The sequence below is a fragment of the Mycobacterium sp. NGS40 genome (assembly GCF_059812735.1).
In genome coordinates this window covers 233125-246381 of the sequence record NZ_JCALDG010000006.1, presented here as the reverse complement: position 1 = coordinate 246381, position 13257 = coordinate 233125, and the positions used below count along the sequence as shown (strand labels likewise).

General features: G+C 65.7%; 13 protein-coding genes. 11 read left to right on the top strand and 2 right to left on the bottom strand.

What is annotated here, in order from left to right; translation table 11 throughout:
• The first annotated feature begins 137 nt into the window (after positions 1–137).
• The 3 genes from AC5Y5O_RS12160 to AC5Y5O_RS12150 all read left to right on the top strand — a co-directional run bounded on the left by AC5Y5O_RS12160 (position 138) and on the right by AC5Y5O_RS12150 (position 3861).
• A complete protein-coding gene (locus tag AC5Y5O_RS12160) occupies positions 138–437 on the top strand; it encodes a hypothetical protein (protein WP_096291106.1) in 300 nt (99 codons plus the stop codon).
• Positions 438–515: 78 nt separating this feature from the next.
• Positions 516–1277, top strand: a complete 762-nt coding sequence (locus AC5Y5O_RS12155) for an SDR family NAD(P)-dependent oxidoreductase (RefSeq protein WP_500025359.1) — start codon at positions 516–518, stop codon at positions 1275–1277.
• Positions 1278–1584: 307 nt separating this feature from the next.
• Positions 1585–3861: a SpoIIE family protein phosphatase gene (locus AC5Y5O_RS12150; protein WP_500025357.1), complete on the top strand. Its 2277-nt coding sequence runs from the start codon at positions 1585–1587 to the stop codon at positions 3859–3861.
• 13 nt (positions 3862–3874) lie between these two features.
• On the opposite strand, the gene AC5Y5O_RS12145 is transcribed toward AC5Y5O_RS12150, so the two are convergent.
• Positions 3875–4525 carry a biliverdin-producing heme oxygenase gene (locus tag AC5Y5O_RS12145; RefSeq protein ID WP_096287491.1) on the bottom strand — a complete coding sequence of 217 codons (651 nt, stop codon included), beginning with the start codon at positions 4523–4525 and terminating at the stop codon, positions 3875–3877.
• A gap of 145 nt (positions 4526–4670) precedes the next feature.
• On the opposite strand from AC5Y5O_RS12145, the gene AC5Y5O_RS12140 reads away from it, so the two are divergent.
• The 7 genes from AC5Y5O_RS12140 (at position 4671) to AC5Y5O_RS12110 (ending at position 11533) form a co-directional block, all read left to right on the top strand.
• Entirely contained in the window at positions 4671–4955 is a 285-nt protein-coding gene (locus AC5Y5O_RS12140; RefSeq protein WP_096287493.1) for a hypothetical protein, read from the top strand.
• A 57-nt stretch (positions 4956–5012) separates the two neighbouring features.
• Complete coding sequence (locus AC5Y5O_RS12135) at positions 5013–5753, top strand: SDR family NAD(P)-dependent oxidoreductase (protein ID WP_500025351.1); 741 nt, start codon at positions 5013–5015, stop codon at positions 5751–5753.
• Positions 5754–5979: 226 nt separating this feature from the next.
• Complete coding sequence (locus AC5Y5O_RS12130; protein WP_500025349.1) at positions 5980–6801, top strand: maleylpyruvate isomerase N-terminal domain-containing protein; 822 nt, start codon at positions 5980–5982, stop codon at positions 6799–6801.
• A 78-nt stretch (positions 6802–6879) separates the two neighbouring features.
• A complete protein-coding gene (locus tag AC5Y5O_RS12125; protein WP_096287497.1) occupies positions 6880–7101 on the top strand; it encodes a hypothetical protein in 222 nt (73 codons plus the stop codon).
• A gap of 213 nt (positions 7102–7314) precedes the next feature.
• Complete coding sequence (locus AC5Y5O_RS12120) at positions 7315–8775, top strand: MFS transporter (protein ID WP_500025345.1); 1461 nt, start codon at positions 7315–7317, stop codon at positions 8773–8775.
• A gap of 34 nt (positions 8776–8809) precedes the next feature.
• Positions 8810–10483, top strand: coding sequence for a tetratricopeptide repeat protein (locus tag AC5Y5O_RS12115; RefSeq protein ID WP_500025342.1), 1674 nt, complete (start codon positions 8810–8812; stop codon positions 10481–10483).
• 21 nt (positions 10484–10504) lie between these two features.
• Positions 10505–11533, top strand: coding sequence for an epoxyqueuosine reductase (locus tag AC5Y5O_RS12110; RefSeq protein WP_096287502.1), 1029 nt, complete (start codon positions 10505–10507; stop codon positions 11531–11533).
• Here AC5Y5O_RS12110 and AC5Y5O_RS12105 read toward each other — a convergent pair.
• Positions 11530–12219, bottom strand: a complete 690-nt coding sequence (locus tag AC5Y5O_RS12105) for a DUF899 domain-containing protein (protein WP_500025340.1) — start codon at positions 12217–12219, stop codon at positions 11530–11532. The genes AC5Y5O_RS12110 and AC5Y5O_RS12105 overlap by 4 nt on opposite strands.
• A gap of 211 nt (positions 12220–12430) precedes the next feature.
• On the opposite strand from AC5Y5O_RS12105, the gene AC5Y5O_RS12100 reads away from it, so the two are divergent.
• The gene (locus AC5Y5O_RS12100) at positions 12431–13198 is read left to right on the top strand and encodes a class I SAM-dependent methyltransferase (protein ID WP_096287506.1); all 768 of its coding nucleotides are present in this window, start codon (positions 12431–12433) and stop codon (positions 13196–13198) included.
• Positions 13199–13257 lie beyond the last annotated feature (59 nt).

The following is a 13257-nucleotide window of genomic DNA, read 5'->3' as shown; positions in this document are numbered from 1 at the left end:
GACACCATAACAGAGCGACTGCTCTGTTATGTCGGCCCCCCGGCGACGTGAACGTGAAGTGTCTCCGCGGTGACGGTTGGGCATGACGTCTGGCGATTCGACGCGCCGGGGTGTTCGGTGCAGGCTATGAATCAACGGTGAGCACCCACCATGTGAACCTGACCCAGCAGGAAAGCTCGTTGATCGCCGAGAGTCATCCCGAGTCACTCAAGCGGATGGACGAGCAGTCGCTGAAGGAATTGCAGAGCCGGCTCAGGCAGGCGCGCGAGAAGAATTTCAGCTTGTTGCGGCGTCAGGGTGCGGCTCGGGTGGAGGCCGAAGGCGCCCGTGGCGCCGCGCAGCCGGCCAACGAAAAGCGCGGCGAAAAGGTGGAGATCTTCGACGAGGCACTGGCTCGGGTGAGCCAGCGCTTGGGTGCCATCGGCGACGCCGAATAGCGATAACGCCGGCACGGGAAGGCCGGCGGCAGCGTGCGCGTTGAACCGCACAGTGCCGGCCTGCCTTAGGAGACCTCGATGGGACTGCTCGACCACAAGACCGCCGTCGTTACCGGCGCCAATTCGGGTATCGGCCTGGCCACCGCCGAGCGTTTCATCGCCGAAGGTGCCGACCGAGTGTTCATCACAGGTCGGCGGCAAGCCGAATTAGATTCCGCGGCACTGCAACTGGGGTCCCGCGCCACCGCGGTGTGCGGCGACGTCGGAAAGCCCGAGGACCTCGACCGGCTCTACGCCAAGGTCGAGGAGGCCGGCAGGGGTCTGGACATCCTGATGGCCAATGCCGGGTCCACCAGGGTCTCTCGCCTCGGTGAGATCACCGATGAGGATCTCGACACGCTGTTGACGACGAACGTCAAAGGCGTCGTCTACACGGTCCAAAAGGCGCTGCCGCTACTCAATGACAACGCTTCGATCATTTTGACCGGGTCCACCACCGCCGACCGCGGCCGCCCGGGGCTCAGCATCTACGCCGCCACCAAGGCAGCCGCGCGGTCGTTTGCCCGCACCTGGGCCGGCGAACTCGCTGACCGCAAAATTCGGGTCAATGTCCTGGTCGCCGGCTCCACCGCCACCCCGGGCAGCGACGCACTGGCGGCTCAAACCAACCCGAACGCGTCGATCGAAGAGTTTCGCGCCGGCCGCGTCGCCACGATCCCGTTGGGACGCTTCGCCGACCCCGTCGAAATCGCCCATGCCGCGGTCTTTCTCGCCAGCGACCTGTCGAGCTTTACCACCGGGTCGACGCTGACCGCCGACGGGGGATTCAACCAGGTCTGACTTGGCTGGCGATTCGGCTTCGGTAGCGGCCTGCCCGTTTGCCGGGGTGCGCACTGACGGACATGGAGCTGCGCATAGACCTACAGTCGTTGTTTGCACGATTTCTCGGGCCGGACCGGGCCGGGGCCCGACGGCTTCCTGAGGTCAACGCCGGGCGCCCGACACTCGGCAGCGGCTGGCACAGCACGACCTCAGTTTCGCTAACCTGGTCGAAGACGGTCGGGCCGTCGCCCCTCTTTGCCGAAGTATAAAAGGATGCTTTCGCGGGAGATTGCGTGCTCAACGAGACCTTGAGCATCTCGCCCTTGTGACGAACGAGGTGCGGATTCCGCGACTGGCAGGGGAGGGCCACCAGATCGACGATCTCGTTCCGGTCGGAACACCCATCGACCTCGAAAACTGTGCTCGCGAGCCGATCCACATCCCGGGCAGCATCCAGCCGCGCGGGGTGCTCGCCGTGGTCCACGAGCCGGCTTTCGAGGTGCGTCAGGTCAGCGCCAATGTCGGCGAGCTGCTCGGTCGTCCCGCCGACGCCGTCCTCGGTCGGCATCTGTCGGCACTGGTCGGCCACCAACAGGCCGGGCGCATCGAGCAGGTGGCCTCGAGCTACGGCAGCCTGCGCCAGCACAACCCGCTCGAATGCATGATCGACGTGGCCGGTGAGCGGCGAGCATTCGACGCCATCCTGCATCGCGAGCCGGGCGGGGTGCTCCTGGTGGAGCTCGAGATCGCCTACGGCGAGCGGCCGTTCTCCTTCCCGAACACCTATCAGGCGGTGCGCGGCGCGGTGGAGGAGCTGAACCGGGCCTCCACCCTGACAGAGCTGTACGCCACCGCCGCGCGGGCCGTCCGCGATCTGACCGGCTTCGACCGGGTGATGGTGTACCGCTACGACGAGGAGTACAACGGCGAGGTCGTCGCCGAATCGAAGCGCGACGACCTCAATTCCTTTCTGGGACTGCACTATCCGTCCACCGACATCCCCGCGCAGGCGCGCGCGCTCTACGAGAAGAACTGGATTCGGCTCATCTCCGACGTCGACTACGCGCCGACGCCGCTGCTGCCGAGTGTCGACCCGGATAGCGGCACGCCGCTGGACCTCACCTACGCGACGCTGCGCAGCGTCTCGCCCATCCACGTCGAGTACCTGCAGAACATGGGCGTGCACGCGTCGATGTCGATCTCGCTGCTGCGCCAGGGCCGGCTGTGGGGGCTCATCGCTTGCCATCACTACGCCGGCCCTCATCTGCCGCCGTTCGGCACCCGGGCGGCGGCGGAGTTCCTCGGCTCGACCCTGTCGTTGCGACTTGTCGACCGGTTCGAGGACGAACAGCTACACCAGCGACTGGCCGCCCAAGCGGTGCTGGGCAAGCTGACCGCCGCCACGCTCGACGACCGCGAATCACTGACGGCGGCGTTGCTCGGGGCGCCCGATCTGCTCGACCTGGTGCCCGCCGAAGGCGTCGTGGTCAACATCCAGGGCGATCACCAAACCCTAGGGTCGGTTCCGCCGCCGCGGGTGGTGGCCGCGGTCATCGACTGGGCACGCGGCGCCGACGACGAGATCGCCGGCAGCGAATGCCTTTCGAGCGAGCTCCCCGACCTCGACCTCGACCCGCAGTCGGCCGCCGGCGCGCTCGTGATCAACCTGCCCGACGGCCAGTACGCCGTCTGGTTCCGCCGCGAGGTGCTGCGCTCGGTCGACTGGGGCGGCGACCCGCACAACAAGACCATCGCGGTCGGCGAGGGCGACGGCGTGCGGCTCAGCCCGCGCAAGTCGTTCGACCGGTGGCGCGAGGTCGTCCATCAACGCAGCGAACCGTGGACACCCAGTGAGTGCGAGTCCGCTGAGTCGTTGCGACGCCACCTGGTGGAGTCGCTGTACCGTCGCACCCGGGGCGCGCTGCGCATGGCCGAGATGGTGCAGCGCAGCCTGCTGCCCGAGTCGATACCCGAGCTCGAAAGTTGGCGGCTGTCAGCGTATTACGAGCCAGCGGCGGGCGGCAACGTGGGCGGGGACTGGTACGACGCATTCGAGCTGCGCGACGGCCGCCTGATCCTGCTGATCGGCGACGTCGCCGGGCACGGCATCACCGCGGCCGGCACGATGGCGCAGTTGCGCAACGCGTTGCGGGCGCAATTGTTCGCCGGGGCGACGCCGGCCGAGGCGCTCACCCAGCTCAACGAATTCTGTGTGCACATGCTGCCCGGCGCCTTCGCCACCGTCGTCGCCGTGCGGGTCGACCTCGGCTCGGGCTTGGTGCAGGCCGCGTGTGCGGGCCACCTGATCCCGTACCTGACCCACCCGGCGACAGTCCTTGCGCCCATCGAACTTTCGCCGCCGATCGGCATCCGCGGCGTGACGTACGTACCGAGCGAATTCACCGTCGAGCCCGGCAACGGGTTGGTCATGTACTCCGACGGCCTGGTGGAACGGCGAGGTGAGGTGATCGACGAGGGTCTGGACCGTCTCGCCGAGACCTTGAGCCGCGCGGCCGATGCCCCGGCATCCAGGATCTGGACCGCGATGGACTCGGGCAATATCGACGACGACGTCACGATCGTCGCCCTCCGGCGCCCCTGAACTTTCGCGGTGACTACTGCTGATAGGCCGGCAGATTGTCCGACAGTTCGTCGAACACCGCCTGATTGAGGCCGAACGCGACCTTGACTTCCTCGACCGCACGACGAACCGCGTCGGGACCGAGGCGCAGCGCGTCAAGGCGAGCCCGATAGCGGTCTTTGAAAGGCTTGGGCCGCATCGGGAATCGATACATTGCCAGCCCGGCACCGCCGAGCGAGAACGTGCGGTCAAGAATCCTACCGATGGCCTGGCCGCCGGAGAGGTCCCCGAGATAGCGGGTGTAGTGGTGGGCTACCAGCGCCCCGCCCCACGAGGCTCCCTGAATTCGCTCGCGGTAGGCCTGGGCGGCGGGCGATTGGATCTCGTTGCCGCCGTTTGGTTTCCAGTGTTCGAGGTCTGCATCGATGGCCGGCAGGCGTTCCAGCATCGGGTCGTATACCGCAGCCACCATCGGATCGTCGCGACGGCTGCGGACGGCATCCTCCAATGCGGCATAAACCACGCGCAGCCGAAGCAGGTAATCGGCGTAACCGTGATTGTTGACCCGTCCCGCCAGCAACTCGGTCACGAACGGCGACTGCTCGGCCCGGGCGTGCTCTTCGGCCGAGCCTTCCTTCATCGCGACGGAAAGCGGCCGGCCCGTCTCGGCGACGCTCACCGGCATTGCGTGCTCTCCTCGATGTAGCCCGCCCCATTCATCGTCTTGGATGCTACCGAGCCACCACCCGCGGTGGGAGGCTGATCCTTATTGGCCGAGGTGTATCTCGCGCGTGACCTGATCGCGACTGCGGCAATGGACGCTCGTCACCATGGTGGTTCTGGTGCTGGTCGGTGCGCTTGCGACGGCGACATCGCTCGGCTATTACCTGGGCCGTCGCGCCAGCTCGTCGCCGCCGACCTGGAGACAGCGCACCAGTCGGTTCGCGATGGGCAGGCTCGCGCTGAGTTTCGTGGTGCTGGTGGCTGCCCGGCGCATCCGGCAAACCGCCCGGACGCACCGCCCGTTCCGCCCCGCAGACCTGAAATCGGTTGAGCCGGTTGAACTTCTGCGCTGGAGTGTGGCGCTGGTCTTGAGGCGAGCAAGGCTGGTGTGACGCGGCTGGGAACCCCTGGTGGAATGCGCGACCGCGAGAGTTGATTTGCTAGTCGCCATGACAACACTGCAAGGCAAGATCGCGTTCGTCACCGGTGCATCGTCGGGCCTGGGCGCCGAAACAGCCAAGCTGCTTTCCCGTCAGGGCGCGACGATTTTCGGCATAGGGCGGGATACCGCACGCTTGGCCGAGGTTTTCGCCGACATCGAGCGTGGTTCCTTCGCATCGGTGGACGTCGGCTCGGCGCCGGCCTGCAAGGACGCCGTCGAGCAGTGTGTCCGCGAGTTCGGCGGTCTGGACGTCCTGATCAACATCGCCGGCAAACACCAGATGCGCCGGACCGAGTCGATGACCGACGACGACTGGACCGAGGACCTCGCGGTCAATCTGAACGGTTCGTTCTATCTGTGCCGGGCCGCGCTGCCTCAGCTGCTGGAACGGGGCGGCAACATCGTCAACGTCGCGTCCATTGCGGGTGTGGAAGGGCAGGCCTATTCGGCCGGCTACTGCGCGGCCAAGCACGGACTCATCGGGCTGACCAGGGCATTGGCGGTGGAGTACACCGCGGACCGTTTGCGCGTGAACGCGGTATGCCCGGGCGGCATGCTCACTCCGCAAATCGAACAGTTCACCGCGCCGGAGAATCCGAACTACGACCTGATCATGCGCACGGCCTCGCCACGCGGCATGATGCAGCCCCTCGACGTCGCGAATGTGATCGCGTTCCTGGCCAGCGACGCCGCGGCGGCCGTTCATGGCGCCGTCTACCGTGTCGACAATGGCAAGGGCGCCGGGTAGCTTACCCGAACGCCGTTCGGGGCCAAGCAAAGTCAGCGCCGGATCGCAATTCCAGTTCGGAGTAGACCTGGATGTGCTACCGGACTGGTCCGCGCACTGATGGCGGTCACTTTGATGTCGCAAAAGCGCCAGCATGTGGGCATCTGAGCATGATCTTGTGGCACCTGTGAACAGAATCTTGGCCTCCATTCTTGGGCGGCCGCGCGTTCGCGCCGGTTTCGCTCGCGTGCTTGCTGACATTCCCGGCGGCCCCGGGCTGCTGCGGTTTGCAAACGCCCCTGCGCAGGGGGCGTTCATCGCGTTCGTGCAGGCCATGCTCGCGGCCGATCCGGGTGCACCCACGCGGTGTGCCGGATGGACCGTCCACGAGCTGACCGCGCACCTCGCCGCTGGGTCTGCTGAAATCGCCGACCTCGTTGCGCTTGAGCTCTCCGGGGCCGCTTCTCGCCCCACCCGCGACTTCGAAGAGCGTGAGGTGCCATACCGGGCACTCGCTCCAAAGCAATTGCACCGCAAGTTCTTTGAGGAAGCACTTACCGCGACGGTTGCCGTGGAGCGGCTGCGGCAGTGCAAGGGGCGCAGTGTGGCATTCACGGGTGCTTTGCTGGACGCACGGGCGCTGACGTTGCACATCGAAAGTGAGTTGATACTTCATCGGTGGGACATCGTCGGCAGCGACGAAACCAGTATCCGGGCGCTGAGCGACGCACGAATCGGCGTCCATGCAGCGACAACGGTCGCCGCCATGCAGCCAAACGTGTTTCCGCCCCGCGGCGGTGAATGTGCCTCGGTCATCCTGCGCTCGGTGGGTGCTTCGGATATCACGGTTACCGGTAGTCCGGTGACAATAATTGGACTCGGCTCTGCAGACCATTTGCATCCCGTCGTCGAATGTCGCCCTGCAGCACGGACCCTATTGATTTGGGGACGATGCCCGGGACCCGATCTACCGACTCCCGACGGCGACCCGGAAATGGTCGACGCCGTCATCACGATGCTGCGGCCGAATCCGCACCCATTGACGCGCCGCGAGCCCCAAGAATGTTGAGTCGGGATCGCGCCCGGACGAAATAAGTTGTCGGCATTTGTACAGGCATTGGATATGTCAACCGGGTAGCGTGCCCCCATGGCTTTCACAGTGACCTGGGCAGATGGCACCGAAATTACGTACGGTGACGAACTCCATTTCGACACCGATGGCGCGGTGCTCAAGATCGGGCCTTCCACGGGCAAGTGGACGTGGTACTTCTCGTCCCACCAGTGGGCACGCATCGAGCTTGATGATCCGCACACCGCGCTGCGACCCGAATTTCCTCCGGTGGTCGCCCACGCTCACCCCTCGGCCTGAGCCGGACCTGCCCGCGGCAGGTGGCATACGCCGAACCGCGACGATCGGCGTGAACTGACCCGGCTGGTAGGGTCCGCCAGGATGCCAGGCTGCGCGCGGCCCATCCGTTTTGGCATTCTCTCCCTCGCGGGCGGCTGATCCGAGAGCTGGATTTTCCGCGGCTTGCGACGCGCGGTGGCGGGTATCTCTCTATCCACCGAGAACGGAGACAGGATGAGCCCAGGCGCGCAAACGAAAACCATCACGACGCATGTTCCGGCGCGACTGGACCGGTTGCCGTGGTCGCGGTTTCACTGGCGCGTCGTGGTGGGGCTCGGCGGGGTATGGATCCTCGATGGGCTCGAGGTCACGATGGTGGGCAACGTCTCGGCCCGGCTGACCGAGAAGGGCAGCGGCGTCGAGCTCAACCCGGCGCAGATCGGCTACGCGGCGGCGATCTATATCACCGGGGCATGCTTGGGCGCCTTGTTCTTCGGTCACCTGACCGACCGGTTCGGCCGCCGCAATCTGTTCATCCTGACCCTGGCCGTCTACCTCGTCGCCACCGTCGCGACCGCATTCGCCTTCGCGCCGTGGTACTTCTTCATCACCCGGTTTTTCACGGGTGCCGGCATAGGCGGCGAATACGCGGCGATCAACTCGGCGATCGACGAGTTGATTCCGGCCCGGGTGCGCGGCCGCGTCGACCTGATCATCAACGGCACCTACTGGCTGGGTTCGGCCGCCGGGGCCGCCGGCGCCCTGGTCCTGCTGGACACGTCGAACTTCCCCGCCAACGTCGGTTGGCGACTTGCCTTCGGCATCGGAGCCATCTTCGGCATCTTCGTCCTGCTGGTCCGGCGCAACATTCCGGAAAGCCCCCGCTGGCTGTTCATTCATGGGCGCGATGAGGAAGCCGAGCAGATCGTCGGCGAGATCGAACAAGACGTGCAGCGCGAAACCGGGCAGCCGCTGCCCGAGCCGGACGGTGAGCCGCTGAGAATCCGTCAGCGCCACGCGATTTCGTTCATGGAGATCGCCCGGGTGGCGTTCAAGCTCTATCCCAAGCGTGCGGTCCTGGGGCTGGCCCTGTTCATCGGCCAAGCGTTCCTGTACAACGGCGTCACGTTCAACCTGGGCACGCTGTTGAGCGGGTTCTACGGCATTCCCTCCGGGAAAGTGCCGGTGTTCTTCATCCTGTGGGCGATGAGCAATTTCCTCGGCCCGTTGATTCTGGGCCGGCTGTTCGACACCATCGGCCGCAAACCGATGATCACCGGCACCTACATCGGCTCCGCGGTGATCGCGGTCGTCCTCGGAGTGCTGTTCGTGGATCAGGTCGGCGGTGTCTGGACCTTCATCGTCGCGCTGGCGGCGGCGTTCTTCCTGGCCTCGGCGGGCGCGAGCGCGGCCTACCTGACCGTCAGCGAGATCTTCCCGATGGAGACCCGGGCGCTGGCGATCGCGTTCTTCTACGCGGTGGGCACCGCGATCGGCGGCATCACCGGCCCCGTGCTGTTCGGGGAGCTGATCAACTCGGGGGATCGGGGCCAGGTGCTGTGGTCGTTCCTGATCGGGGCGATCGTGATGGCGGTCGCGGGTTTGGTGGAGCTGTGGCTCGGGATCGCCGCCGAGCAACGCGCCCTGGAAGACCTGGCGTTGCCGTTGACGGTGGCCGACGCCGAGCACCGATAAAGAAGCGACGACGGCCGGGGTTATCGTCGGCGACGTGACGGTTCCGCGCGGCGACGTCGATTCCTACTACGACCTGGGCTCCTACCACCGGGCCGTCGATACGCCCTCGGCTGCGGCGCAGGTGTGGTTCAACCGCGGCATGGTGTGGGCCTACGCGTTCAACCATGAAGAGGCGGTGCGGTGCTTCGACCGGGCGCTCGCCGTGGACCCGGACCTTGCGATCGCGCGATGGGGTATCGCGTACTCGGTCGGCCCGAACTACAACAAGGCCTGGGACGCATTCGATCCCGTCGATCTGGCCGAGTCGCTGGCCCGGGCTCGCGAGGAACTCCGCCTCGCCGCCGCGGGCCGCGCCACGGCCGCCGAGCGCGGCCTGATCGACGCCCTGGCCGTTCGCTTTCCGACCCTCGACGTCGCCGACACCGCGGCGCTGGCCGACGGGAACGCCGCGTACGCGGACTCGATGTCGAGGTTGGCATCGGTGTTTCCCGACGACATCGACATCGCGGCTCTGGCGGCCGATGCGCTGGTCAACGTGACGGCCTGGGCACTATGGGACACCCGGACCGGCGAGCCGGCGGCAGGGTCGCGGGTGCTGGCGGCCAAGGACATTCTGGAGGCCGCCCTGTCGACCCCCGCCGGCCGTGCCCATCCGGGCATTCTGCACCTCTACCTTCACACGATGGAGCTATCCGCCCATCCCGAGGAGGCGCTGCCCGCGGCCGACCTGTTGCGTGGGCTGGCACCCGACGCCGGTCATCTCGAACACATGCCCAGCCATATCGATGTACTGTGCGGCGACTACCGCAACGCGGTGGTGTCAAACCTGTCGGCAGTGCGCGCCGATCGCAAATTCCTTGAACGCGAAGGCGCACTGAACTTCTACTCGGCCTACCGTGCCCACGATCTGCACTTCGTGGTGTACGCGGCGATGTTCTCCGGGCAGTCGGCGGTCGCGCTCGAAGCCGCCGACGAGATCGCCCGGCAACTCACCCCGGAGGTGCTGTCGATCGCGTCCCCTCCCATGGCGGACTGGCTGGAAGCCTTTGTGCCGCTTCGGGTGCACGTCTTGATCCGGTTCGGCCGTTGGGAGGATTTGATAGCCGAGCCGCTGCCCGCAGACCAGGATTTGTACTGCACCACGGTGGCCACGGTGTACTACGGCCGCGGCGTGGCCTATGCGGCCACCGGTCAACTGGCACAGGCGGATTCCGCGCGGGAAGCCTTCACCGATGCCTACGCCCGCATCCCTGCCTCACGGTATCTGTTCAACAACACCAGTCGTGACATTCTCGCGGTCGCCGCAGCGATGCTCGACGGTGAAATCGCTTACCGCTACCGGGAATTCGATTCGGCATTCGCGCACCTGCGCCGCGCGGTGGAACTCGACGACACCCTGCCGTACGACGAGCCATGGGGCTGGATGCAGCCGACTCGCCACGCCCTCGGTGCGTTGCTGCTGGAGCAGGGCCAGGTGGAAGAAGCGGCCGGCGTGTACGCGGCCGATCTTGGTCTGGACCCCTCCGTGCGCCGATGCTGCCAACATCCGGGCAATGTGTGGAGCCTGCACGGGTACCACGAGTGCTTGCGACGTCTTGGTCGCTCCGCGGAAGCGGCGATCGTCGAGCAGCAACTGACCATGGCGCGCGCCCACTCCGACGTTCCGATCACCGCGTCCTGCGCCTGCAGCGGAGCCGCTTCCTCCTGAGTATTGTGTACTATACCTAGCATGAGTGAGAAACTTCCGGCTCGGCTGGCGGAGCATCCCACCGTGCGAAAAGTGCGATCGCGCCGGTTACCGAAACCCGAAGTGATCGACGCGGGGTGGCTGCGCGAGGCCTGCCTGGAGGCCGGAGTCGACGACGTCGCTTTCGCCAGCGTCGACAACCCCGACCTGGCCTCGGAGGTCGAGCACGTCGAGGCCGCGCTGCCGGGCACCAGAAGCTACATCTCGCTGGTGGTCAAGATGAACCGCGACAACATCCGCTCGACGGCGCGCAGCGTCGCCAACCAGGAGTTTCACCGCAGCGGTGAGTTGCTCAACGAGGCGGCCTACCGCATCGTGCGTCGGCTGCAGGACGCGGGCCACCGGGTGCTGAACCCGTCGGCGACCTTTCCGATGGAGATGGACAACTACCCGGGGCGGATCTGGGTGGTGGCACACAAACCCGTCGCCGTCGCTGCCGGACTCGGCGTGATGGGCATCCACCGCAACGTGATTCATCCCAAGTTCGGCAATTTCATCCTGCTGGGCACGATCTTGGTGGACACCCCGATCAGCAGCTACGGCGAGCCGTTGGACTACAGCCCGTGCCTGGAATGCAAGCTGTGTGTCGCGGCGTGCCCGGTCGGCGCGATCGGCAAGGATGGCAGTTTCGATTGGCTGGCGTGTTCGACCCACAACTACCGCGAGTTCATGGGCGGTTTCACCGATTGGGTGCAGACCGTTGCCGACAGCACGGATGCGGCCGATTTCCGTTCGCGGGTAACCGATTCCGAGAACGCGTCGATGTGGCAGAGCCTGTCGTTCAAGCCCAATTACAAGGCGGCCTACTGTCTGGCGGTGTGCCCGGCCGGCGAAGACGTGATCGAGCCCTACCTGGACAATCGCAAGAGCTTCATGGACCTGGTGCTGAAACCGTTGCAGGACAAGAAGGAAACCCTGTACGTGCTGCCGAACTCCAAGGCGAAGGAATACGCGCAACGCCGCTATCCGCACAAGCAGGTGAAGGTCGTCGACAGCGGGCGGCGCGACTAATCAGAACCGTAGGCGCGGGCGATGTCGGGGGAGTCCAGCCAGCCCGAGTAGGTGGGCCGCGACGGCCAACCCTCCGGCGAATCTAGCCATTCCTCCTGGCGTCCCCACGGCAACAGGTCGATCAGCGCGAACGAGTGGCTGAGTTGTTCGGTGCCACGACCATTCGTGTGCCAGGTGCGATACACGGTGTCGCCGTCACGCAGGAACACGTTGACCCCGAAGCCCCCGCCCGGGGGCGCGTCCGTGTCGGCGCCGAAGGTGCTCTGCGACGACGAGTACCACTGCATCCGATTGCCGACCCGCTGTTTGTAGGCGAGCGCCTCCTCGATCGGGCCGTTGGTGACAATGACGAACCGGGCGTCGTAGTTGTCCAGGAATTCGAGCCGAGTGAACTGCGACGTGAAACCGGTGCACCCGCCGCACTGCCACTGAGCGCCGTCCGACCACATGTGGTGGTAGGTGATGAGCTGCGAACGGCCATCGAACACCTCGGCGAGGCGGACCGGCCCGTCGGCGCCGATCAGGGTGTAGTCGGGCAACTCGACCATCGGCAAACGGCGGCGCTGCGCGGCGATCGCATCCAGTTCACGCGTAGCGGCCTTCTCGCGTTTGCGCAGTTCATCGAGCTCGGCACGCCAGGCCCGGGCATCGACAATGGGCGGCAGCGCGGTGTGGTTGGGGGACATGGGATGCACCTTTGCTCTCGATTTTCTCCGGCTCAAAGGTCTGACCGGTCGGCTACCCGGAATTCATCGGGAAGCGTCGGCGGGCGCAAAAAGCGCTGCTCACAGCTGAGAACTCGCTTTGAATATGGTTTGCGACGCGCGCGCCGGGGTATCTATGTGCAAACTTTAGATGTCACGCGGGGGGACCCTGGGTCCGGAAAGGCGACGCAACATGACTCAGGGGTTGAGCCCGAACGTCGACGACGTGCAGGCCCGGTACGACTTGTCGGACGACTTCTTCCGCCTGTTCCTCGATCGGACTCAGACCTACAGTTGCGCGTACTTCGAGCGCGAGGACATGACGCTGGAAGAGGCCCAAATGGCCAAGATCGATCTGGCACTCGCCGAGCTCGATCTGCGGCCCGGCATGACGCTGCTCGACATCTCCTGCGGCTGGGGCACCACGATGCGCCGGGCAATCGAGAAGTACGACGTCAACGTCGTCGGCCTGACGAAGTCCAGCGATCAGGCCGCCCACGTCCAGAAAATGTTCGACGAGATGGACACCGAGCGCAGCAAGTGGGTGCTGTTGCAGGGCTGGGAAGAGTTCACCGAGCCCGTCGACCGGATCGTGTCCATCGGGGCGTTCGAGCAGGGCCGTTACGACCGCTATGACGATTTCTTCGAAATGGCCTACACCGTTCTGCCCGACGACGGCGTCATGTTTCTGCACACGATCACCGGCCTGCCGTCCATCGACCCCGTCGAGTTGCACGCGGCCGGGGCGGGGTTCACCCTGACCCAGCGCGAGCCGCTGCAGCCGCATTACGTCAGAACCCTCGACCTGTGGGCCGAGGCTCTCGAGGCGCATCGGGCCGAAGCCATCGAAATGCAGTCCGAAGAGGTCTACGAGCGATACCTGCACTACCTGACCGGCCGGGCCAACGCGTTTCGCACCGGCCAGATCGACGTCAACCAGGTGACCCTCGAGAAGAACTGAACGCGCCCGCGCGCGTTCTGCCGACAACGACACGGCCAACGAGACGATAACGATTCGCA

What these genes read in the sequence shown, in the direction of transcription:
- AC5Y5O_RS12155 (WP_500025359.1), top strand. Translation starts at nt 516, where the DNA reads ATGGGACTGCTCGACCACAAGACCGCCGTCGTTACCGGCGCCAATTCG.
- AC5Y5O_RS12145 (WP_096287491.1), bottom strand. Translation starts at nt 4,525, where the DNA reads ATGCCGGTGAGCGTCGCCGAGACGGGCCGGCCGCTTTCCGTCGCGATG.
- AC5Y5O_RS12140 (WP_096287493.1), top strand. Translation starts at nt 4,671, where the DNA reads ATGGTGGTTCTGGTGCTGGTCGGTGCGCTTGCGACGGCGACATCGCTC.
- AC5Y5O_RS12135 (WP_500025351.1), top strand. Translation starts at nt 5,013, where the DNA reads ATGACAACACTGCAAGGCAAGATCGCGTTCGTCACCGGTGCATCGTCG.
- AC5Y5O_RS12125 (WP_096287497.1), top strand. Translation starts at nt 6,880, where the DNA reads ATGGCTTTCACAGTGACCTGGGCAGATGGCACCGAAATTACGTACGGT.
- AC5Y5O_RS12120 (WP_500025345.1), top strand. Translation starts at nt 7,315, where the DNA reads ATGAGCCCAGGCGCGCAAACGAAAACCATCACGACGCATGTTCCGGCG.
- AC5Y5O_RS12110 (WP_096287502.1), top strand. Translation starts at nt 10,505, where the DNA reads ATGAGTGAGAAACTTCCGGCTCGGCTGGCGGAGCATCCCACCGTGCGA.
- AC5Y5O_RS12105 (WP_500025340.1), bottom strand. Translation starts at nt 12,219, where the DNA reads ATGTCCCCCAACCACACCGCGCTGCCGCCCATTGTCGATGCCCGGGCC.
- AC5Y5O_RS12100 (WP_096287506.1), top strand. Translation starts at nt 12,431, where the DNA reads ATGACTCAGGGGTTGAGCCCGAACGTCGACGACGTGCAGGCCCGGTAC.